General features: G+C 40.8%; 18 protein-coding genes. 15 read left to right on the forward strand and 3 right to left on the reverse strand.

Annotated elements, in window-relative coordinates; genetic code table 11:
- Positions 1–247 precede the first annotated feature (247 nt).
- From FZC41_RS07345 to larC, 8 genes are all read left to right on the forward strand, one after another.
- Positions 248–1,549 carry a DUF362 domain-containing protein gene (locus tag FZC41_RS07345; RefSeq protein WP_148566748.1) on the forward strand — a complete coding sequence of 434 codons (1,302 nt, stop codon included), beginning with the start codon at positions 248–250 and terminating at the stop codon, positions 1,547–1,549.
- 117 nt (positions 1,550–1,666) lie between these two features.
- On the forward strand, positions 1,667–3,646 hold the full coding sequence (locus FZC41_RS07350) for a sigma-54-dependent Fis family transcriptional regulator (RefSeq protein ID WP_148566749.1): 1,980 nt from the start codon (positions 1,667–1,669) through the stop codon (positions 3,644–3,646).
- Positions 3,647–4,342, forward strand: a complete 696-nt coding sequence (gene lipB / locus FZC41_RS07355) for a lipoyl(octanoyl) transferase LipB (protein ID WP_148566750.1) — start codon at positions 3,647–3,649, stop codon at positions 4,340–4,342.
- Between the two features lie 11 nt (positions 4,343–4,353).
- Positions 4,354–4,590: a biotin/lipoyl-containing protein gene (locus FZC41_RS07360; RefSeq protein ID WP_148566751.1), complete on the forward strand. Its 237-nt coding sequence runs from the start codon at positions 4,354–4,356 to the stop codon at positions 4,588–4,590.
- 4 nt (positions 4,591–4,594) lie between these two features.
- The gene (locus tag FZC41_RS07365) at positions 4,595–5,338 is read left to right on the forward strand and encodes an SDR family NAD(P)-dependent oxidoreductase (RefSeq protein ID WP_148566752.1); all 744 of its coding nucleotides are present in this window, start codon (positions 4,595–4,597) and stop codon (positions 5,336–5,338) included.
- 60 nt (positions 5,339–5,398) lie between these two features.
- Positions 5,399–7,255 carry a non-ribosomal peptide synthetase gene (locus tag FZC41_RS07370; RefSeq protein ID WP_148566753.1) on the forward strand — a complete coding sequence of 619 codons (1,857 nt, stop codon included), beginning with the start codon at positions 5,399–5,401 and terminating at the stop codon, positions 7,253–7,255.
- Between the two features lie 60 nt (positions 7,256–7,315).
- Positions 7,316–8,065 (forward strand): nickel pincer cofactor biosynthesis protein LarB, encoded by a 750-nt coding sequence (larB, locus tag FZC41_RS07375; protein ID WP_148566754.1) that lies wholly within the window; start codon positions 7,316–7,318, stop codon positions 8,063–8,065.
- A 43-nt stretch (positions 8,066–8,108) separates the two neighbouring features.
- Positions 8,109–9,260, forward strand: a complete 1,152-nt coding sequence (gene larC, locus FZC41_RS07380) for a nickel pincer cofactor biosynthesis protein LarC (protein WP_148566755.1) — start codon at positions 8,109–8,111, stop codon at positions 9,258–9,260.
- Positions 9,261–9,363: 103 nt separating this feature from the next.
- Here the strand turns inward: larC and FZC41_RS07385 are convergent, their stop codons facing one another.
- On the reverse strand, positions 9,364–10,575 hold the full coding sequence (locus FZC41_RS07385; protein WP_148566756.1) for a sensor histidine kinase: 1,212 nt from the start codon (positions 10,573–10,575) through the stop codon (positions 9,364–9,366).
- A gap of 7 nt (positions 10,576–10,582) precedes the next feature.
- Positions 10,583–11,254 carry a response regulator transcription factor gene (locus FZC41_RS07390; RefSeq protein WP_148566757.1) on the reverse strand — a complete coding sequence of 224 codons (672 nt, stop codon included), beginning with the start codon at positions 11,252–11,254 and terminating at the stop codon, positions 10,583–10,585.
- A gap of 224 nt (positions 11,255–11,478) precedes the next feature.
- Here FZC41_RS07390 and FZC41_RS07395 point away from each other — a divergent pair, with 224 nt between their 5' ends.
- From FZC41_RS07395 to FZC41_RS07425, 7 genes are all read left to right on the forward strand, one after another.
- Complete coding sequence (locus FZC41_RS07395; RefSeq protein ID WP_148566758.1) at positions 11,479–12,153, forward strand: polyphosphate polymerase domain-containing protein; 675 nt, start codon at positions 11,479–11,481, stop codon at positions 12,151–12,153.
- A 38-nt stretch (positions 12,154–12,191) separates the two neighbouring features.
- On the forward strand, positions 12,192–12,863 hold the full coding sequence (locus tag FZC41_RS07400) for a DUF4956 domain-containing protein (RefSeq protein WP_148566759.1): 672 nt from the start codon (positions 12,192–12,194) through the stop codon (positions 12,861–12,863).
- Between the two features lie 14 nt (positions 12,864–12,877).
- Complete coding sequence (locus FZC41_RS07405) at positions 12,878–14,953, forward strand: CotH kinase family protein (RefSeq protein ID WP_170253896.1); 2,076 nt, start codon at positions 12,878–12,880, stop codon at positions 14,951–14,953.
- A 292-nt stretch (positions 14,954–15,245) separates the two neighbouring features.
- Positions 15,246–18,374: an EAL domain-containing protein gene (locus FZC41_RS07410; protein WP_148566761.1), complete on the forward strand. Its 3,129-nt coding sequence runs from the start codon at positions 15,246–15,248 to the stop codon at positions 18,372–18,374.
- Positions 18,375–18,553: 179 nt separating this feature from the next.
- On the forward strand, positions 18,554–19,672 hold the full coding sequence (locus FZC41_RS07415; RefSeq protein WP_148566762.1) for a helix-turn-helix domain-containing protein: 1,119 nt from the start codon (positions 18,554–18,556) through the stop codon (positions 19,670–19,672).
- Positions 19,669–20,574 carry a CPBP family intramembrane glutamic endopeptidase gene (locus FZC41_RS07420; protein WP_148566763.1) on the forward strand — a complete coding sequence of 302 codons (906 nt, stop codon included), beginning with the start codon at positions 19,669–19,671 and terminating at the stop codon, positions 20,572–20,574. The genes FZC41_RS07415 and FZC41_RS07420 overlap by 4 nt, the downstream gene beginning before the upstream one ends.
- Before the next feature lie 151 nt (positions 20,575–20,725).
- Positions 20,726–21,235, forward strand: coding sequence for a DUF3862 domain-containing protein (locus tag FZC41_RS07425; protein ID WP_148566764.1), 510 nt, complete (start codon positions 20,726–20,728; stop codon positions 21,233–21,235).
- 306 nt (positions 21,236–21,541) lie between these two features.
- On the opposite strand, the gene FZC41_RS07430 is transcribed toward FZC41_RS07425, so the two are convergent.
- Positions 21,542–22,081: a DUF1697 domain-containing protein gene (locus FZC41_RS07430; protein ID WP_148566765.1), complete on the reverse strand. Its 540-nt coding sequence runs from the start codon at positions 22,079–22,081 to the stop codon at positions 21,542–21,544.
- Between the last annotated feature and the right edge of the window lie 499 nt (positions 22,082–22,580).

Raw genomic sequence — 22,580 nt, forward strand, 5'->3', positions numbered from 1 at the left:
ATTCGATTATAATGTAATCAAGAATAATCTCATTTTGAAACACATAAAGTGTGTCATGTCTTATAATAACACACAACCGCGTCTCTTTTTGACACGTGGCGCAGTCTGTTTAGCATTTCTACTATTAAAAGTGGTGTTTTAATGCCGTTTTACTGTTTTCTTTTTTTGGCATGATAATTGCTTTTCTTATATATATATCCATGCATTTGGATAAATATATGGTAAATGTACCAAAAAGGAGATTATCATGAGTAAACCAGTCGTATCCGTTGTAAAGGTTGAACAACCTAAAGGCAATGCCGAATTCATGGGCGGCAAATTTGTTCGTTATGAAGAGGACATCAAAAAAATAAAAGCTGCTGTTGCTGAAGCAATTAAATTATCCATTGGTTCCCTTGATACTATCATTAAAGAAGGCGACACCGTATTGATCAAACCGAATCTCGCATTTCAGGCTCCCCCTGAAAGCTTTGCTGTCGTTGATCCAAGAACCATCGAAGCTGTTGTTTCTTATGTGAAAGAAAACTCCAAAGCAGGAAAAGTCATTGTTGGCGATAATCCTTCCCTGGGAATGCATGTTGGTCGTGCTAAACCAGCCTTTAAAGATTCTAAAATGGAAGAAGCTGCTAAACTGGGTGGCGCTGATGAAGTCATTTATTTTGATGAAACAGATGTCGTTCCGGTGGAAATTAAAGACGCTAAAGTATTTAAACATGCTACTGTTTTTAAACCTTTTCTGGATGCTGATGTTGTCATTAACCTTCCCAAAATGAAAGTACATTTGGCCGGAACCGTCACCCTGGGACTTAAGAACTGGAATGGGATTATCCCGAACTGTCATCCAGATGCACAGCAACAAGGTGCTCATCGGATCGAATTAGGGCAGAAAATGGCTGACTTGTATCGCGTTCGACATGCCGATCTTGTCATCGTCGATGCTGTAATTGGTATGGAAGGCCAGGGACCACATGCCGGCACACCGATTGAAATGAACCTGATTGTTGCCGGCGCCGATACCGTTGCGGTAGATTCTGTGGCCTGTTCAATTATGGGCTTTGAACCGATGGAAATTCCCGCCATTCGGTGTGCCGGTACTGAAGGCCAGGGCGAAATAGATTTAAATAAAATTGAAGTTGTTGGCAATTCTATTGAATCCGTTATGAAACATTTCAAACGTCCCGGCGGCGATCCGATTGGCATGTATGCCGGTTTAACCTGTGCCATGCAGCAAACTTGTCCTGGTTGTCATGTAAATGTTCGTGGTGCTTTGGATTCTTTTGCAATCAGTGGTATTGACATGAAAAAATTTCTGGAAAAACATGGCGAAGTCGTTGTTATTGCCGGTGGGGTTCCCAATTTCGAACCAGAATTCTGTAAAGATAAAAATGTATTTATCTGCGGTGACTGCTGGGAACTTTTCCCATCAGCTGATAAAGTACGAGAAGGTGCAGCACTTGCTAAAACAGTAACCTATTATCCAGGCTGTGCTCCAGTTTACATCTTTGCTCAGCTTAATAATGATCTTCAAAAACTGGCGGCTGGGAAATAAATTTCATTTGTATATGCCAGGGGAACATCCCCTGGTGTATACAATGTCTGTTTGAATTCATGCAATCATCTTCTTGAAAAAAAGCTTATTCATCAAACTTAAAGGAGTGTGAACGCTTTGAAAATTCATTCAGATGCTGATATGATAAAAAAAACCTGGAACGATTTTGTAAATGATGGAATCATCGGAAACTATATTCGAAAACCCATTGTGGATTCCTGGATACGCTGTCAAAAAGCAGGAATTGATCCTCGGGCATTAAACCGAACCCCGACTGTAAGTGAAGCGAATTTTCAAAAGCGTCTGGAACAGAATAAGATACTTTTAGATGTCAGTATTCCTTTTATGGTAGAATTACAGGAATTTGTCAACAAGTCAGGCTTTTCAACCACTCTGAATGATCCGAACGGAGTCATCCTTGAACTTATTTGTGATCAATCGATTATTGAAGAAGCCTTTACTAAAAATCTGGTCCGAGGCAGTATCTGGAATGAAGCCATGGCAGGGACCAATGCAACCGGTTTGGCCATTAATCTTCTTCAGCCTATCCAGGTTATCGGCGCAGAGCATTATTATGAATGCTACCATGATTTAACCTGTTCAGCTGCTCCGATTCTAGATGAAAACGGGAAATTGCTCGGTATTCTTGACATGTCTGGTCCTAAAGAGATGGCCTATCCCCACACCCTGGGTATGGTTGTGGCAAGTGCCAAGGCAATATCCCGACAACTTTGCGTTGCAGAATCCAATCGTAAGGTTGATTTAACGAATCATTATCTCAGTACTCTGATCGACTCCATGTCCGATGGTGTTGTTGCGGTGGATGTAAAAGGAAAGATTATCGGTATCAATTCTCATGGAGCTAAAATTCTTAAGACAACTACTTTCGAGTCTTATGGAAAAAATATTTTGGATATTATGGATGGCGAAACTATTCTAGAACGCAATGGTCATCAGTCTTCTCAATTTGAAGAAAAAGAAAAGCATATCGTAACTAAAAGCAAAAAAATTAATTGCCTTGTCAATAGTAAATTAATACTACGCGATAACGGTACCATCGTTGGAGCCGTTGCAACTCTCAAAGATGGCGAAATAAAATCGATAGTTCCTGAAAAAAGCAAAAGAAAGGGAACCCGGTTTACATTTGATGATATTATCGGTGAAAGCTCTGAACTCCTGCGATCCATTCATCTTTCTCAAATAGCCGCCAAAGGTACCTCCACGGTATTATTACAGGGAGAAAGCGGTACCGGAAAAGAAATGTTTGCCCAGGCTATTCATAATGCCAATCAATCGGACAAACCTTTCATCGCCATTAATTGCGCCGGAATTCCTGAATCTCTGATTGAAAGTGTTCTTTTTGGTTATGAAGAAGGTTCCTTTACCGGTGCTAGCAAGCATGGTAAAATCGGCAAATTTGAATTGGCAAAAGATGGAACCATCTTTTTAGATGAAATAGGAGAAATGCCACTTGGCACCCAAACCGTTCTTCTCCGTGTTTTACAGGAACGTTATATTCAGCGAATCGGCGGATCAAAGGATATTCCGATTGATGTGCGCATCATTGCTGCCACTAATAAAAATCTTGCTGAAGAAGTAAAAAAGGGAAAGTTTCGACAAGATCTTTACTACCGACTCAATGTTCTGCAAATCGATATTCCACCGCTTCGCAAGCGAAAAAAAGATATCCCTGTTTTGGTAAACTTCTTTCTTAATGAAATCACTGGGACCTGTGGGAAATTCATTGAGCCTCTGCACCCCTCAACCATTGCAACGATGCAGGAGTATGAGTGGCCGGGAAATGTCAGACAATTTAAAAATGCCATTGAACAGGCGGTAAATTTTACCGAAACCAATCGAATCGATGACTACTTTATTTCCAATTATCTACCAAATATCAATGAAGAATTGACAGAAGTCAACCGTGTATCACCCCCGATTGATGATACCAATGTGGATTTGAAAGATCTTGAACTTAGCACCATAAAAAAAGCATTGCTGCTTTTTCCTGAGCGAAAAAAAGCTGCCGAGTATCTGGGTATCTCACGAAGTACCCTTTATCGCAAATTAAAGCAGTATCATCTGGAGGATTCGTAAATGAAAAAGGACTTGAGTTGGATTGATCTTGGCTTGATTTCTTATGAAAAGGCCTTTAATCTCCAGGAAAAGATTCATCAAAAATGTGTAGAAGCTGACTGGACGGATACCCTTCTTTTTCAGGAAAATGATCCCATCATCACACTGGGCCGCGGCAGTCATGAAAAGAACCTTTTGTACACGCCAAAAGAATTAGCTGCTATGGGAATCAAGCTTACTTCCGTAAGCCGTGGCGGAGATATCTCCTATCACGGCAATGGACAATTGATTGTATCCCCGATTCTGCATTTTGAACGATACATCAAGGGTGCCCATCATTATGTCCGCTGCCTGGAACAGGTGGTCATTAACCTTTTGGGGAACTACGGTTTACCGGGCAAACGAATAAAAGGGCTCAGCGGCGTCTGGGTGAACGATCCGAATACCAGAGACGATTGCAAAATATCTGCACTTGGAATAGCTATCTCCCATGGTGTTACCCTTCATGGCATCTCGATTAATGTTAATCCCAATCTCAAACATTTTTCAACCATTATTCCCTGCGGTATTGAAGATAAGGGTGTGACCTCGATGAAAGCATGCGGATTAACGCCACCGCCGCTGACAGAAGTACGAGATCAGTTTATTCTGGCCTTTGATGCCATGTTTGGAACTCAGACAAGCAAACAAACAATTGACAAAATTAATGAAGTTTAAGGAGAATTATAATGAAATACGAAATTATTATGCCCGAATTTGCTGAAGGCGCTGAAGAGATTAATTTAAGACAATGGTTAGTTGGAGTGGGAGATACTGTAAAAAAAGGTGACAATATTGCCGAAGCCGCAACAGATAAGATATCCATCTATGTGGAATCTCCTGCCGATGGTAAAATCACATCATTTCTAGCCGAAGAAGGCGACCGTATTCTGGTCGGTCAAATCATCGGCGAAATAGAAGGTTAAGATTATGTCTGGAATACATCAAGATAAAGTGGTTATTATCACTGGCTCCTCCCGCGGAATCGGTTATTCAATTGCAGAATACCTCAGTAATGAAGGTGCCAAGATCGTTATTATTGGCCGGTACATCGAAACCGCACAAGCGGCGGCAGACAAACTTCCAACCGACTCCCTTGCCGTTCAATGTGATATTTCCCGTGAAGAAGATGTGAAAACAATGGTTGAAACAGTTATGGAAAAATATGGCAAGATTGATGTTCTCATTAACAATGCCGGCGTTTTCCCGGTTAAAACCTTTAGTGCCATGACCTTAGCAGATTGGCGGTCCGTCATGACCATCGACCTCGATGGCACATTCATTGCAACCCATGCTGTTTATAAAGTTTTGGAGAAACAGAAGCATGGCAAGATTATCAATATTGCTTCCGTCGCCGGACGAATCGGCGGCTTGGGCTTCACCCATTATTCAGCCGCCAAAGGCGGTGTCATCGCCTTTACCAAAGCTCTGGCAAGAGAAGCTGCCCGACTTAATATCCAGGTAAATGCCATTGCTCCGGGAATCGTCGAAACGGACATGGCTAAATCGAATTTTCCCCAATATGCTTTAACTGAAGCGACCAAAAACACCCCTGCCGGTCGATTGGGAACTGAAGCAGATTTGTTCGGCATCATCTCCTTCCTTTGCTCACCAGGCAGCGACTATATTATTGGTCAGACCATCTCCGTTGACGGTGGTTACACCATGATTTAGCCAAAGCTCGAATTGCAACAAATTGCTCGATCACCAGTATCTTTATAAGGAGAGGCTTCGATGAATATTCAAGACGCTTTTATTCAACTAAAGACCAGTAATGAAACCATCACCTATCTTGAAGCAGACGGTCGGGAATTAACCGAAACCTATGCCGTTCTTTTTGAAAATGCTCTGAAAGTGCTTGGCGGATATCAGGCTCAAGGGCTTAAAAAGGGAGATCTTCTGGTCTTCCAGCTAAAAAGTATTCGAGCACAAATTACATCGTTTTGGGCTGGTATTCTGGGCGGTATGGTTCCCTCCATTCTGCCCATTGCCCAGGACGAAAAATCCAGGCAAGCTCTTCATCGTATCCTGGAATCTTTAGAATCGCCGTTTCTGGTCACCGACTTGGAGGGAATCACGACTCTCTTTGAGAATACGATGCATATGTACCGGGCCTTGATCGAATCCCCCCCCGGGGTTATCACTTCAGTTAAGGATAATGACCCCGGTATGATACAATTGACTTCCGGTACTTCATCCAATCCGAAAGGTGCCGTACTGACCTATAAAAATCTTTACGAAGGCGGAATTGCAAGCAGTATTATCGTCCGCGAAAACATTCCGGAGCGTTATTTAAGCTGGCTTCCGCTTTCCCATTGCTTTGGTTTTGTCGGCTATCACCTGGTTCCCATCGTCAATAATTTCCCGCAGTACCTAATGAGTCCCATCCAGTTTGTTCAAAACCCAAACCTCTGGCTGGAAAAGCTTTCCGATTTTTCCGCCACGGTTACCGGCGCTGCACTTTTTGGAATTGAGCACTTATTAAAAGTCGGGATAAAAACGAATACGGCTGTTGATCTATCCGCTGTTTATATCTGTTTTTGCGGTGGTGAAGATGTCAATCCCCTTTCTCTCACAACCTTTGAATCCCAGGCTGCCCCGTTGGGATGGACAAAGAATACCTTAAAGCCCGCTTACGGACTCAGCGAAACAACCATGGGTGTTGCCTATACCCCTTATGGCGCTGAATTTCGAGTGGATCATTTTCTGGGCAACGGGATTGCCATTGGCGAAAAACTATTCTTCTGTGATCCCGATGAGGATACCATCAACCGAGTTGCGGTCGGCATTTTAGATGCATGCAATGAGGTCGTCATCAAGGATCTTTCGGAAAATATCCTTGATGATGAATATCTCGGACTTATTCATATCCGGGGAACCAATGTCATGAAAGGTTATTATGCCAAAAACAATGAAGGGCTCGCTTCAATCGATGCTGAAGGCTGGTTTAATACCGGTGATCTGGGATTCTTCCGGAATGGCTGGCTGACGGTTTTCGGCCGCTACAAAGATATCATCATCGTCAACGGTGAAAATTATCTAGTTTCCGACCTCGAAAAGACCGGAAAACAGACGCTGTCTGAAGACATCAATCTTATCCTGATTCAAGGAAAGGATAAGGATAATCAATCGAATTGCCTGATTCTTTTTAGTGATGCCATGAATCCAGATGCTCTGGTCTCAGCCAGTCGGTCCATAGCGACTTCCTGGAATATTCCCATTCAGTGGGGAGTCCTTATTGATACTATTCCTCAAACCCCATCCGGCAAGATCGATCGCCTTTCCTTGTCAGTCGGATGGGAAAACGGTGAGTATCAGGAACGATCCATTCCTCTGATGCCGCCATCAACCACCACATTAGAAGGAGACTATCGAGAAATGGCAGAATATTGGTCGAGAATATTAAAAGTACCGCTTTCAAATATTTCCCCAGACAGTCATTTTGTCTTTGATCTCGGCGGGGATTCTTTAGGGCTGATTGATTTGGTTAGCCAGTTAGAAAGGATCGATGGAAAAACAATTAATCCGGAACTCCTACGCAGTCACTTAACCCTAAAAGAAATGACAGATTATATTCAATCAATCAGTTAGTATTTAAAATTTTTGTGATTAAAATATTGAGCTGAATCAACAGCAGTTATGGAGATAATTATGAATGTAGATCAATTAACGAAATTATTGGAAGATGTTAAAAACCAGGATTGCGATATAAACACCGCACTCGAATTGCTTAAGACGCTCCCTTATGAAGATTTATCCTATGCCAAAGTCGATCATCACCGGGAACTTAGGAATGGCTATCCTGAAGTAATTTACAGTCCGGGAAAGACCCTGGATCAGATCAAAGGGATTGTCGAAAATATGCTGAAACGCTCCACCGGAAATATCCTCGCTTCAAGAGCGGATCGTGATGTTTTCGATGCTATAAAATCCGTCACTTCTGATGCCATCTATTATGAAGAAGCCCGCTCTGTTGTCGTCAAGCGTGAGGAATACAAAACGACTGAAGGATACATTCTCGTTGTCACTGCTGGTACAGCTGATATTCCCGTTGCCGAAGAAGCCGCCATCACCGCTACCGTTATGGGAAATCAGGTTAAACGCCTTTATGATGTGGGTGTTGCCGGTATCCATCGGCTTTTAGATAATGTCTCCATTATAAATCATGCCAAAACAATTATTGTCGTTGCCGGAATGGAAGGTGCTTTGGCGTCCGTTGTCGGCGGACTCTGTGACAAACCGATTGTCGCTGTTCCCACCAGTATCGGTTACGGTGCCAACTTCGGCGGTATCGCAGCATTGCTGGGAATGCTGACCTCCTGCGCCAGCGGTATTGGCGTGGTTAATATTGATAATGGTTTCGGTGCCGCCTGTATGGCATCAAAGATCAATAAGTTATAATTGTTTGCATCAGGGCGCGGCCCAATAAAGGAGAGTTTGTCCAATGAAGGTTTTATATTTTGATTGTTTTTCCGGCATCAGTGGTGATATGGTTTTAGGCGCTTTCATTGACTTGGGAATCGACCCGGTTTTCTTGGAAAGCGAACTAAAGAAGCTTAATATCGACGGCTTTAAAATCGCCGCCGAAGCCACCATGAAGAAGGGTATTTCAGGCACACGCTGTCATGTTGTTTTAAATGAAGATGGTCATCATCACCGCCATTTTGAAGATATCAAACGCATCATTTCAAATTCATCCCTTTCAGATGACGTAAAAAAAACCGCCCTGGCAATTTTCAGGCGGGTTGCTGTTGCCGAGGCAAAAGTACACAATGTTCCTGTGGAACAGGTTCATTTTCATGAAGTCGGTGCCCTTGATTCCATTATCGACATCGTGGGCGCCGCTATTTGCTTCCACGCGCTAAAACCGGATATCATCTATGGTTCAAAAATAAATGTCGGCTGCGGATGGGTGCGATGCGCTCATGGACTTCTACCGGTACCCGCTCCGGCCACCACCGAAATTCTCTGTGATGCAAACTTTGAAATTTACTCTAAATGCATCGACGGTGAATCCGCGACGCCAACCGGTGTTGCCATTTTGGCTGAACTGGGAACCTATACTCCCACTACCCCCAGTTTTATTCCAGAAAAAACCGGTTACGGATTTGGCGGAAAAGATTTTGGTGTTTTAAATGCCTTACGCATTATTCAAGGCCGAAAAAGCGAACCAAACCAAATTATGGTGGTAGAAACCAATGTCGATGACATGACGGGGGAAATGGCTGGATATGTACTTGAAAGACTACTTAAAAACGGAGCATTGGATGCTTTCTACACCCCGGTTTACATGAAGAAAAGCCGTCCCGGTATTCATCTGACGGTATTATGCGAAGAATCAAAGCTTTCCAGCATTGAAGACACCATTCTCCGGGAAACCTCAACCCTTGGTCTTCGCAAATATCCGGTGGAACGCATCTGCATGCATCGCTATTTCAAGAACATCAGCACCCCTTTAGGCGAGGTTACAATGAAAATAGCTGAACATGGCGACATTCACCGTGAAACGCCTGAATATGAGGACGTAAAGAAAATTGCTCAGGAATCCGGCAAATCTCTTTGGGAAGTAATGGAAATGGTGGAAAAATATAAATAACTGATTGACTCTAACAAAAATGGACCTCAAATTGAGGTCCATTTTTTGTTTGCCTTGATGCAAACAATATACTTTCCATTTTATATCGAACGACATCAAACAATTACAAAGAAACAATAAATTTTACTCCATTATTAGCACTCTCAGTCCATATTTTTCCTTTATGTTCCGCAACGATGGATTTGGCAATAGCCAGACCAAGGCCGTAGCCGCCCGTCTGTTTTGATCGGGATTCATCACTTCGATAAAATCGTTCAAATATTTTTTCTTTCTCGTCTTCCGATATTCCCTGACCGGTGTTGAATACCTCCATACGAATTCTATTGGCATGTTTTTTTACGGAAATCTTCACTAGACCCCCCTCATCGGCATGCTTAATCGCATTGTCAATCAATATGGCAATGACCTGTTTTATTTTTTCAGCTTCTCCAATGTACATAATTCCTTCATCAATATTTAACTGATAGTCATTACCTGCTTCAAAGGCAGTGCTTTCAAAAGTCAGTGCCATGCTTAAAACGGCTTTACTTAAATTAAATTCAGCAAAAACGCCCTTGTTTTTCGTAACATCCAGTCTTGCAAGTGTCAGGAGATCATTTACCAATGTATTCATGCGGATCGATTCGGATTGAATATAGGAGAGATATCTATTTTCACCAACCTCATTTTCAAGAACATCAGCATTCACACTGATTACCGAAAGAGGTGTTTTGAGCTCATGACTGGCATCAGAAATAAATCGTTTCTGCTTTTCAAAAGCTTCTCCGACCGGCTTGATCATAATGTCTACCAGAAACAGCGAGATAAAGAAAAAAACCAATAGGCTGAGACTGCCAATTGTGACGGAAGTAATTAACAACCGCTCCGTCATCCCATTAGAAATCCGCTGATCCAGAAAACCGATGATTTTCCCATAGCTTTTTCCCATGACCAAATAGCGATAGCCGTTCACTGATCCCGTTTTTTCGCGGCTTTCCAAAACATTCCCCACAAGATCCGACATTTCTTCCGACAATGTTGAAAGGTCGGTACTTCCATTTAGTTCGAACACACTGGCATTACTGTCAATTTTGACAGTAAATGTTTTTTGGGTTTCATCCTGATTGGGTGGTTGCGGGTTCGCTGAACCTGGCGTAATCGGAATATCTTTTGACATGACGCCATCATTTTCAACCAGTGATCTAAGTAACCCCATGTTTTGCATATCGTTTGATTTATAGTTGACATAATTAATGGAACCAATAATCAATATGAAAACAACCGCCAATATGCCCATCATCGTGGCGACGAATTTAAATTTAAGCTTTTTTATCATATCATTTCTACACCATTTCCAAATAGTATCCGATTCCCCTATTTACTTTTATTTGAACCATAGAATCAACAAAATTAATTTTTTTTCGAACAAAGGAAATATAGACCTCAACATTGTTGTATTCTGATTCGGTATCAAAACCCCAGACTTTTTCGGTTAACCGTTCTTTTGTGACAATTTGGTTTGTATTAAACATCAAGGTTTCAATTAACAGGAACTCTTTTAAGCCCAATTTCACAGAAGCACCACCGCAGTAAAGTTCTCGGGTCTTTCTTTTTAAAATCAAATCTCCAAAAGATCGGTCATCCTCAGTAATTTCCCCTTTTCGTCTCGTCATGGCACGGACCCTCGCCAATAGTTCGCCTGTTTGAAAAGGTTTTGTGAGATAATCATCTGCGCCGCTGTCAAGCCCTTCAATTTTATCCTCCAGCTCGGCCTTCGCGGTAAGCATTAAAACCGGAGTTTCCAGCTTGGATGTTCGCAGCTCTTTTAAAACTTCTATTCCATTTTTCTTCGGCAGCATAATATCCAGAATGATCAGGTCATAAATACCCGTAAGGGCATTATCCAAACCACTGACCCCGTCCATCACCGCATCGACCGAATAATTTTCTTTTATAAATATCGCTTTAAGTGCCTCCACCAATCCACTTTCATCTTCAACCAGTAATATTTTCATATTGAAAGCACCTCCTCTGCATTATTATCCTTTATTCCGAACTTTACAATCTCAAACCAACATTATTTCACCATTGCTTATTTTTAATTGTATCATTTTAAATTGAATGAATCTTGAAATTTATCTTAAATTATTTAGTTTCAACATATTTTCAAGGTTGCTAAACTATTATGGCTATGTAAAGAGCATGTTAAATATATGTTAAGAACTTAGGAGGTGAAAACTTGAAATTCAGACATGAACATAAACATTACATCAATTATATGGATTATGTTGTGCTGCGAAGCAAGCTCAAAGCCATTATGAAACAAGACGACCATACCGACACAGATGGCGCCTATCAGATTCGCAGCTTGTATTTTGATAATTTCAGAGATACTGTCTTAAATGAAAAAATTGATGGCATCAATCATCGGGAAAAATTTAGAATACGATGTTACAACAATGATTTTTCATTTGTTAATCTTGAAAAAAAGACCAAGATCAACTCACTCTGTTCAAAGATCTTGGCCCCCATTACACAAGAAGAGGCTGAATCAATTCTTGACTGCAATACGGAATGGATGGCTGAAAGCAATTATCCCTTAATTGTCGAACTGTACACGAAGATGAAATCGCAGGGACTCAGACCCAAATCTATTGTTGACTATAGCCGCGAGGCCTATGTCTTTAAGACGGGAAATGTTCGCGTCACGATCGATCGAAATATTCGAACCGGACTTCTCAGTACTGCTATGTTCAACCCTAATCTGCCAATGATTACCGCCGGAGATTCTCAGATCTTACTGGAGGTGAAATATGATAATTTTTTGCCGGAAATCATTTCAAACATTGTTCAATTGGAAAGCAGACGCCAAACTGCTTTTTCAAAATATGCAGCCAGTAGAATATACGGCTAAGTGTAATAAAAAAATAAAAAAACAGGAGAAATTCAAGAATGAATATAAGTGATCTTTTAAAATCAAATTTTTTAGAAAATGTAACTTCCGTATCAGTTATTGATATGATCATCGCAATGGTACTTGCTTTTGGAATCGGCGTTTTTATCTACCTTGTCTATAAAAAAACCTATAAAGGTGTTATGTACTCATCTGGTTTTGGGATTACCCTTATTGCTTTAACGATGATTGCCACCTTTGTTATCCTCGCAGTCACAAGTAATGTGGTGCTCTCCCTGGGAATGGTTGGTGCACTTTCAATTGTTCGCTTCAGAACAGCCATCAAAGAACCCCTTGATATTGCTTTTTTATTCTGGTCCATTGCCTCCGGCATCGTCATTGCTGCCGGAATGATTCCACTTGCGGTCTTCGGCAGTGTGATGATTGGGCTCATTCTTCTTATCTTTGTTAATAAAAAACCCACGGATATGCCTTATATCATTGTCGTGAATTGCAATAACCGAGAAGCTGAAGCCAAGGTGAAAAGCTTTATTGATGCAAATGTCACCAAAAGTATTATTAAAAATAAAACTGTTTCCAAAGAAGGCATTGAACTGAACATCGAAGTTCGTCTTAAAGATGATAACACCGACTTTATTAATAATGTTGTCGACTTAGAAGATGTCAATCATGCCGTACTTGTCAGCTACAATGGCGAATTTATGAATTGAAAGAGGTGACACAATTGGCAAATCACAAAAATATCAATAAGATTTGCATTATCATTAGTGTCGTGACGATTCTTATTGCAATAATCTATATCTTTTTTGGCCAAACACTTGGTATCACCGCAAAAACGGCAGATTTGAGCTATACTACAAAACTTTTTGATGACAGCACGGTGCATACGATTAATATTGAAATCAGTGATAGCGATTGGAATGATCTTCAGGCGAATGCTGCTGATAAAGACTATCAACAATGTGCAATAACGATTGATGGCGAAACCCTTCAAAATGTTGGTATCCGGGCAAAAGGAAATTCATCGCTTTCTGGCGTTACATCTTTGGATTCAGAACGCTACAGTTTAAAAGTCGATTTCGACCAATATAACGACGGCGAAAACTATCATGGTCTGGATAAGCTTAATCTAAACAACGTTATATCAGACAACACTTATTTAAAAGATTACCTCACCTACGATATGATGAATTATATGGGGATAGCTGCTCCCCTTACCAGCTTCACCCGTATTTCCATCAATGGTGAATATTTTGGTTTTTATCTAGCTGTTGAAGGTGTTGATGAGGCCTTTGCGGAGAGAAATTATGGTTCCGACTCTGGCAATATCTATAAACCGGACAGCATGGAAAATAACGATAATGCTGCTGGAGATATGGGTGAAGTGGCAGCGGATATGGCCCAAATGCCGGATGCAATGACACAGGCTACCGCTACAACACAGACTGCTGATAAAACTCAGATCGCTACGCTGCCGGATATGAGTCAGATGGCTGGTATGGGCGGCATGATGAGCAAAACTGACGTTGCGTTAGTCTATTCAGATGATCAGCTATCAAGTTATGAAAATATTTTTAACGGTGCGATTTTTGATATCACCACAGCTGATAAGAAGACACTAATTAATTCCATTAAGCAGCTAAATGAAGGAGAAAATCTGGCCGATGTGGTGGATGTGGACGAAGTGCTGAAATACTTTGTCGTCCACAGTTTTGTTGATAATTTCGACAGCTATACCGGCAGCTTGATGCACAATTATTATCTTCGTGAAGTAAATGGCCAACTATCTGTTATTCCCTGGGATTACAACCTTGCCTTCATGAATTTCAGTGGTGGTGGCGGTCAGGGCGGTGGAGCAGCAACCACAACTGCCAGCACGGTGGATGAAGCAACAACTTTAGTGAATTATCCCATTGACACCCCAGTATCCGGCACCACCTTGGCGGACAGACCACTGCTCAATGAGCTTCTTTCAAATGAAGAATACCTGAGTTTATATCACCAATACTATAATCAATTCATAACAGACTATTTTGACAGCGGTCATTATACCGCGGTTATTGATACAGCCGCATCGCTTATATCATCTTCAGTAGAAACAGATCCCACTGCATTTTGTACCTATCAAGAGTACCAGGATGGGGTTGCGGTATTAAAAGAATTCTGTGCCCTTCGAGCAGAAAGTGTCAGTGGTCAACTGGACGGAACCATTCCATCTACAACAACGGAACAAACGGAACAGCCGACTACCCTGATTGATGCCAGTTCAATTGATATTTCAACAATGGGGACCAATACTGTGGGCGGCGGTATGAATATGCAAAAAACCGCTAGCAGTGATACCTCAGCAACTGCAACAACTACCGAAAATACCAAAACTACAGAAACTGCAAGTAACAAAACAACCGGAACCACAACTAATGGTGCTGGAGCGAATCCACCAACCAATGGTGCTGGTGGTAATCCCCCAACTAATGGCGCCGGTGGGAATCCCCCAACTAATGATACTGGCGGAAATCCAGCAAAGACAGACGTATCCACAAGCGAAACAGCCGCTGCTGCAACCGGCACTACACCAGCAAATGAAACTGCCGTCGCAGGAACAGCTGCGGCCACAGCTGATGCAACTGGTGCATCCAATCAAGCGCCGACTATGAATGGCAGCGGAAAAGGGCTGTCAAACGCCAATAGCTTAACGGAGATAATCAGTAGTAATCTGTCAGCGATTATTCTGCTGGGTGGCTCTTTACTGCTTCTGATTATTGGAATACTTGTGACAAAATTGTTTAGACGAAGATAAATTTTTATACAATTCGATCTTAACAATAAAGATAATTATTATAATTCTAAACCCACTCTATCATCAATATAATTTCGTGAGTAATTTTTTCATCGCCTCCGGCAGCTTTTATCCAGCACCCGGGGGCTTTGTTTATGCTCAAGACTACCCAGCTATCGCCTTCCTATCTTTTACCATTTTTCAATCATTGTCTTAATTACAACAATAAAATTAAAAAAAACAAGTAATTTTCAATTTTCAGGGAATAAATCATTACGTGGTGTATCGCAAAAATATATAATGGAGGTGAATAATGATTACCTTACCGATATTTCTTTCCTTGATATTATATTTTTCTTTTATGATCTATATTTTCTTTGGTTTTTATATGTTAAACAATGATGCTCAGACCAATCGGAAATACGTTTTTTTTGCCATATGCATAACCCTGTCCATTTGGTCATTTTCTTTTTCCATCTCCACTTCAGCCCCAGACTATAACACTGCTTTGCTCTGGCGTCGAATTTCCGCCATTGGCTGGGGTTCCATATTCAGCTTTTTACTGCATTTTATCATCATCCTCACCAATCAGACAAAGTGGCTGAAGAAAAAATGGCTAACTCCATTAATTTATTTTCCGGCTCTAATCAATATTTTCGTATTCACCCTCTATACACCAATAGCCATCAATCAGTATCACCTGGATTATACCATCTACGGATGGATCAACAAAACCGGCAACAGCACTTGGAGCTTGTTTTTCAACTTATATTATATCACCTTTACTCTAGTCAGTATTGGGCTCACTATCTACTGGGGTTTAAAAAGTGATATAAAAGCCAAAAAATCAGCGCACCTACTCTTTCTATCCTTTGCAACGGCATTAATTCTAGGATCTGTCACCGATATTATATTCACCACTAATCTCACTGGTGCAGTACCCCAGATAGCACCAGTGATCATCATCATTCCCATCGCCGCTATTTTTTACTCCGTTCGCTATTATGATCTCATGAAACCTAAAATTTCAACAGTCCCAACCCAGCAAGGCAGTATTCTAAGCAGCACCAACCGTAAAAATATTTTTGAATATCTTTCCCTGTGCTATTTACTTGGTGGCAGTCTCAATTTCGTTATCAGCTATTTCATGCTTCAAACTGATTTCGAATCCAGCCTACTTTATAGTGTTTTTTTAGTTTTGTTGGGATTAGCAGTACAAATAATTTATCATTTGAAAATAAAAGATAAAAGCCAAAACATCATCTTGGTTACTATTCTAACTTTAACCATACCGCTCATTATCCTAAAATATATTGATTATGCCGGAATCACGGTATGGGCAATACCTTTTCTGTTTTTGATCCTTTTAATTCCTTTTCGCAATTATCGGTATATGATTGTAGTGGGATCAGCGTTGATTCTTACTCTGGTATGGGTGTGGTTCAAAGAACCGGTAGCGATGGTTTCAGTAAATGCATCCGACCATTTCGCCAGAATCATTCTCACTCTCTTTTTTCTACTCATAGCCGTATATGTCAATAAAGTTTTTATTAACCGACTGGATGAAAATAACAAGCAGGTCCGATTTCAAAAAATGATTTCCGATATTTCCGCTGACTTTATTACCACCAATGAATTAAATTATCATCAAAAAATCATGCATCTTCTGGAATTATGCAGCACTCAGTATCAGATAAATCGTGCAAATCTGTTTATTTTTTCTCCCGATATGAAAACTGTCAGTTGCACCCACGAATGGCGCAAAGACACCATTAAAGCCGGCATTGATAAAGCCCAGATAATTCATACAGATACCATTCCCTGGTGGATTTCCAAAATTATGCAAAACCCGTTGGTGTATATCACCACTCTTGAAGACTTCCCCTTAGAAGCGTGCATTGAAAAGGAACTTTTTAAAAAGTATCAGGTCCAGTCTTATTTATCAATTCCAATAAGAAACAATGAACATTTAACTGGTTTCTTAGGATTTGATGCTGTCAAAAACGAGCATGAATGGATTGGAGACTATCCGAAAATGCTCCAAATCATTTCTAATATACTGGCCGACACCCTGACGAAAATAACCGCTGAAAAAGAAATCAAATATATGGCTTTTTATGATAATTTGACAGGTCTTCCCAATCGAACCCTTTTTAAAGACCGCTTAAGATCAGAGATTAGTTTAGCCAGCCGCACCGAAACTTTTATCGGGATAGTCCTATTGGATTTGGATTCATTTAAATCAGTGAATGATACGATGGGTCATGATGCCGGCGATGAGCTTTTAAAAAAAGTTGCCCAGAGACTGATAAAATGCATTCGTAAATATGACACTGTTTGCCGATTCGGCGGAGATGAATATCTAATTATGCTTCCCAATATTGCAGCTTCCAATAACATTCATCACATTACTAAAAATATTATGGATTCCTTTGAAAAGCCACTTGAAATAGAAAACCAGGAATTTTTCATCACCGCCAGTGCCGGGGTTGCACTGTATCCAGTTGATGGAGAAGACCCGGACACACTTATAAAAAACGCCGATCTGGCCATGTACGCATCCAAAGAACAAGGCAAAAATAAATACACCCTATGTACAACCATTTTGAAAGAAGATATTTTAACAAAAATGAAGCTGACCAACTGTCTGTACCGGGCACTGGAACGTAATGAACTGATATTGCTCTATCAGCCTCAAATAAGCCTTAAAACAAATAAAATTATCGGCGTTGAAGCCTTAATCCGCTGGCATCATCCTGAATTCGGAACGATTTCCCCCGCAACTTTTATTCCTTTAGCTGAACAGCATGCGGGATTGATCGGCCCGATTGGCGATTGGGCGCTCCTGACCGCCTGCCAACAAAGCATGGCCTGGAAAGCCGTGGGAATTCCTCCTCTTCGTATGGCTGTGAACCTTTCCGGAGAACAGTTTCGCAATAACAATCTTGTCAGCACAATGAAACGGATCATTGTTGAAACAGGTATTAAACCGGAAATACTTGAATTAGAGATTACCGAAAGCGTTGCTCTCAAAGGAAATTTTAATATGAATCAGGTTATGAATGATTTGAAAAGTCTGGGCGTTACCATTGCCATTGATGATTTTGGTGTTGAGTATTCCTCTCTTAATCGCCTGAAAACTCTTCCCATTGACCGTATCAAAATGGATGCCGAATTTGTTCGCGGTCTTGCTAAAAGCACGAAAGATGAGGCTATTGCCAAGATCATCATTCAACTTGCCAAAAGTCTCGACATCCACGTGATTGCTGAAGGTGTAGAAAATAAATTACAACTGGATTTTTTAAACAAACAACGATGTGATGAAGTCCAAGGTTTTTATTTCTATAAACCCTTGCCTCCAGAAGAACTAGAATCTATTCTTCTAGAGCCTGCAGCAAGTAAAATATTGACTTTAGGACCTTACCCTATATGGGAAACGTAAACATTTCGTTTTGAAAAAGCATTGAGAAATTCACTTGTAACATACTAAGTTACCAATTAAAAAGAACACCATATAGAAAAGCAGTTGTATCCTAATGGTTGATTTATTCAACTAAAATCAACTATGTGCCCATTGCCATTTTATTCACAACTCCGTATAATAATCCTAGAGGTGATGAAATGAACGAAATAAATATTGCAAAAACACTAATTTCAAAACGAAGAGCCAAAGGAATTACCCAGGAAGAACTGGCCGCCTATATCGGCGTAACCAAAGCATCGGTTTCAAAATGGGAAACCAGCCAAAGTTATCCAGATATTACCTATCTGCCACAACTTGCGGCTTATTTTAACATCAGCATTGACGACCTCATCGGTTATTCACCACAAATGACCAAAGAAGACATCAAAATCCTTTATCACGAGCTTGCTTCAAAATTTGCCGAACAGCCATTTGCTGAAGTGATTGCGGAATGCCGATTTATTATCAAAAAATACTACTCCTGCTTTCCGCTGCTTCTTCAGATGGCAATACTGCTTCTCAATCATCATATGCTGACTCCTGACAAAAAATTGCAGGAAGCGATCATTCAGGAATTACTTGATCTCTGCCAACGAGTGAAAACGGAAAGCGATGATGTATGGATCAAGAAAGAAGCTGTTACTATTGAAGCCACCTGTTATCTCATGACGCAAAAGCCCCAGCTGGTGCTGGATCTTTTTGGAGAAGATCTCCGTCCAATCCCACAGGATACAGAGATGATCGCCCAATCTTATCAGATGATGGGAAATACAAAAAAAGCCAAAGAAGTCGTGCAGATCAGCATGTATCAGCATTTGCTATTCCTTGTCTCAGAGGCACAGTCCGATATGATGTTGAATGCCGATCATCTGGAAAAAGTGGACGAAACGCTGCGCCGCACCCTGGGAACTGCTGAGCTCTATAACCTGGATTCCCTCCATCCCAATACCATGGCGCAAGTCTATTATGTCGCCGCTCATGTCTACTGTCTGAATAATCAAACCGCAAAAGCGCTCGCTATGCTCCAGCGTTACGCCGATGTGTGTGTATCTGACTTTTTTCCCTATTCCCTGCACGGCGATGACTACTTTGATGCCATTGAAAATTGGTTTGAAGATCTCGAATTGGGTGCTTCCGCACCACGTAGTGATAAGTTCATTAAAGAGAGTATGATCGAAGGTGTCCTTTCAAATCCAGTGTTTGCCAGTTTGGCAGACGATCCCAAATATAAAAATATTGTCAACAAATTAAAAGAAAATTTAGGAGGCAAGCAATGAAACGATTAGGTGTTTTTCTGGGAATTGTATTTGTACTGACATGGAGCGTAGAGTTCACGTTAATGGCTAATGGCGGCTATTCAAATCCTTATCTGACTCTTATCCTGGCCGGCGTGATGCTCATTCCCGCTATTTCCGTTATCCTTACCCGACTCATTACCAAAGAGGGATTTAAAGAGTTTGGATTGAAGCCTCATTTCAAGGGTCACATTCGGTTTTATCTGATGGGATGGTTTGGTCCTTCCCTGCTGATAATACTGGGAGCTGTATGCTATTATCTGATTTTCCCCGCCAACTTCGATCCGACCATGAGCAATTTGGCCGAGCTCTACAAAGCCAAAGGGGTCGATACCACCGCCTCAATGATGAGCACTATTTTTATTGCCCAGTTTGCCGCCGGGATGCTTTTAAGCCCGGTGCTCAACATTATCCCGACACTGGGCGAAGAAATTGGCTGGCGAGGCTATCTCCTGCCTAAATTGATGGAACGGTTCTCAGCCCGCACTTCGATTGTGATCTCTGGTGCAATCTGGGGTTTATGGCATGCCCCGATTATCGCGATGGGTCATAATTACGGAACCGGCTATCCATTTTTCCCTTGGGGTGGGATTTTAGCCATGATCGCTTTCTGTCTGTTCATCGGTTCTTTTTTCTCCTACCTCGCCATCAGAACAAAAAGTGTTTTACCGGCGGCCATGGCCCATGGTTCCCTTAACGGCTTCGTCGGTATTACAGCCTTTTTCACAATTGGCGAGACAAGTCCGTTTATCGGACCTATGGCCACGGGAATCATCGGCGGGATAGGGTTTATTATTGTTGGCACTATCTGCTTTGTCTTAATCGGTCGGCAGCGATCAACTGAAAAAGAAGATCTAAACCCCGTATCTGAAAAAACGCAATAGTCCACGGTAAAGCTCTGATCGGGTTATATCCATGCCATCTTTTGATATATTTTTCTTGACTTATCCGGCAAAGGTTCTATAATCAAGTTAGTGAGTCCGTTAAACGAAACGGCATTCACATGAAATTATCAAAAAAGGAAGGCGCTTATTTTTGGAAGAAACTATAAAAGTACCATTTTACCAAAGAATTTGGTTTGTAATGTTATTTTTGGTATTTATTCCACCGATTGGAATTTTATTTTTATGGTTAAACAAACGGTTCAATCTTGCCGTCAAAATCATATTAACCATTGTTTTCGGATATTGGATAGTGATATTATTCGGTTACATGACCGATTCAAAAACAACCACGCAGCTTGCAGCAACAGCTGCTAAACAAGCAGTAACTGAACAACAACCAGAAATTGTTGTCCCGGACAACACTCCTCAAATAACTTTGGCTGAATTTGATACCTTAAAAAAAGGCATGACCTATGACGAAGTCGTAGCGATCGTTGGTAGTCCTGGGACTTTATCATACGGATATGAAGAAGATATGGGGAACGAAACCCGTTATATTCAAGCGTATACCTTTGAAGGATCTGGCGATAACGGAGCCAATGTAATTTTGAGTTTTCAAAACGGGGTACTATCAATGAAAACTCAGAGTGGCCTTAAGTAATCAAAGAGCACCCTGTTCCAAGCATTGTTGAATGGATAGTAGTTTTATTTCACATAAAGTTTTAGAACTAACTTCAGAAAGCCCCTGACCGCTTCTTACACAGCGGTCAGGGGCTTTGTTCGTGGCTGAGAATTAGCTGCCATCATTATCACTTAACATTTCGATTTGATAAACAATTTTGAACTATCGCTACGAAGCTACATTATCTTTTCGTGAAAAATTACTGTCAAGTCAATATATTCATATTTAAAATTCTGACTATTTTTAAATTTATATATCTATAAGAGGGTTATTTTTTGCCACAAACTATCTTGCGAGTTGCAATAACTTTTTAACTGTGTTTGCATTTCTAATCGTTATGCTACTGTACACCGATGAGCCAACCACCTTTGACCACCTTGTTCTTGAAAAAGTTTTGATCGGCGCAGACCAAAAAACGACCCGGCCATAATGATCAACTTTTTCATATTCAGGCTTAATTGATCCAACTTCTTCGAATACTTCAAACACAGTTGCCGGCGGTAGTATGAATATTGCATTATGCTTTGACTCCTTGTCTAGTCCCCACCATGAGGGTGCATGATTAAGCGCAGTCATCAAGTCACTAACAGCGATGATAAAAATCGAGATATTTATTTGAAACTTATTTTCAATTAAGGCTTCGCAGTCTTCTTTTATTTTTTTCTCATCCAAATTATCACTAGCGAAAATTATATTTCCACTGTTTATATATGTTACTACTTCGTCAAATCCTTTTTGCATAAATAGTGCCTTTAATTCGGGCATCGATACCTTATTTTTTCCACCAACATTTACTCCACGCATCAGAGCAATATATTTTTCCATTTAAAACATGTCCTCTCTTATTCTATCTTGTGTTGCCACGATCATTTTCGAGCCAGCCGACGAGTCGTCTTCATGTTTCATAAATATGGAATAACTTGACAACACATAATTTGACAACTTTTTTGGGGCTAACTTGGATAACAATAGCATACTCTAATAATCGATCAAGTTCAATTCTAATTTTCATGCAAAAAAAGCAACGAACCTGATAGGGATCCGTTGCTTATAAATAAAAGAAGAATAGATTTATTTAATTTGCTTTGCAATTTCAATATTAGACCTCGAAAATTAAAACATCCTCAAATAATGATGAATACTATCATCCAGCTCAAAAACAAAATGCTCTGTCTATCGGTTAAAATTCGGTTAAATAATCGGGTAGGAGGCTGACCATTAATTGATCAGCCGACCTCCCACACCACCGTACGTACCGTTCGGTATACGGCGGTTCCAAAGTTTACACAGCTACTTGCAGATAATAATCATAAAAATTGGGATA

Source organism: Acetobacterium paludosum, assembly GCF_008086595.1.
GTDB classification, from domain to species: Bacteria; Bacillota; Clostridia; order Eubacteriales; family Eubacteriaceae; genus Acetobacterium; species Acetobacterium paludosum.

What these genes read in the sequence shown, in the direction of transcription:
- larC (WP_148566755.1), top strand. Translation starts at nt 8,109, where the DNA reads ATGAAGGTTTTATATTTTGATTGTTTTTCCGGCATCAGTGGTGATATG.
- FZC41_RS07430 (WP_148566765.1), bottom strand. Translation starts at nt 22,081, where the DNA reads ATGGAAAAATATATTGCTCTGATGCGTGGAGTAAATGTTGGTGGAAAA.
- FZC41_RS07390 (WP_148566757.1), bottom strand. Translation starts at nt 11,254, where the DNA reads ATGAAAATATTACTGGTTGAAGATGAAAGTGGATTGGTGGAGGCACTT.
- FZC41_RS07415 (WP_148566762.1), top strand. Translation starts at nt 18,554, where the DNA reads ATGAACGAAATAAATATTGCAAAAACACTAATTTCAAAACGAAGAGCC.
- FZC41_RS07345 (WP_148566748.1), top strand. Translation starts at nt 248, where the DNA reads ATGAGTAAACCAGTCGTATCCGTTGTAAAGGTTGAACAACCTAAAGGC.
- FZC41_RS07400 (WP_148566759.1), top strand. Translation starts at nt 12,192, where the DNA reads ATGAATATAAGTGATCTTTTAAAATCAAATTTTTTAGAAAATGTAACT.
- lipB (WP_148566750.1), top strand. Translation starts at nt 3,647, where the DNA reads ATGAAAAAGGACTTGAGTTGGATTGATCTTGGCTTGATTTCTTATGAA.
- FZC41_RS07370 (WP_148566753.1), top strand. Translation starts at nt 5,399, where the DNA reads ATGAATATTCAAGACGCTTTTATTCAACTAAAGACCAGTAATGAAACC.
- larB (WP_148566754.1), top strand. Translation starts at nt 7,316, where the DNA reads ATGAATGTAGATCAATTAACGAAATTATTGGAAGATGTTAAAAACCAG.
- FZC41_RS07410 (WP_148566761.1), top strand. Translation starts at nt 15,246, where the DNA reads ATGATTACCTTACCGATATTTCTTTCCTTGATATTATATTTTTCTTTT.
- FZC41_RS07385 (WP_148566756.1), bottom strand. Translation starts at nt 10,575, where the DNA reads ATGATAAAAAAGCTTAAATTTAAATTCGTCGCCACGATGATGGGCATA.
- FZC41_RS07365 (WP_148566752.1), top strand. Translation starts at nt 4,595, where the DNA reads ATGTCTGGAATACATCAAGATAAAGTGGTTATTATCACTGGCTCCTCC.
- FZC41_RS07420 (WP_148566763.1), top strand. Translation starts at nt 19,669, where the DNA reads ATGAAACGATTAGGTGTTTTTCTGGGAATTGTATTTGTACTGACATGG.
- FZC41_RS07360 (WP_148566751.1), top strand. Translation starts at nt 4,354, where the DNA reads ATGAAATACGAAATTATTATGCCCGAATTTGCTGAAGGCGCTGAAGAG.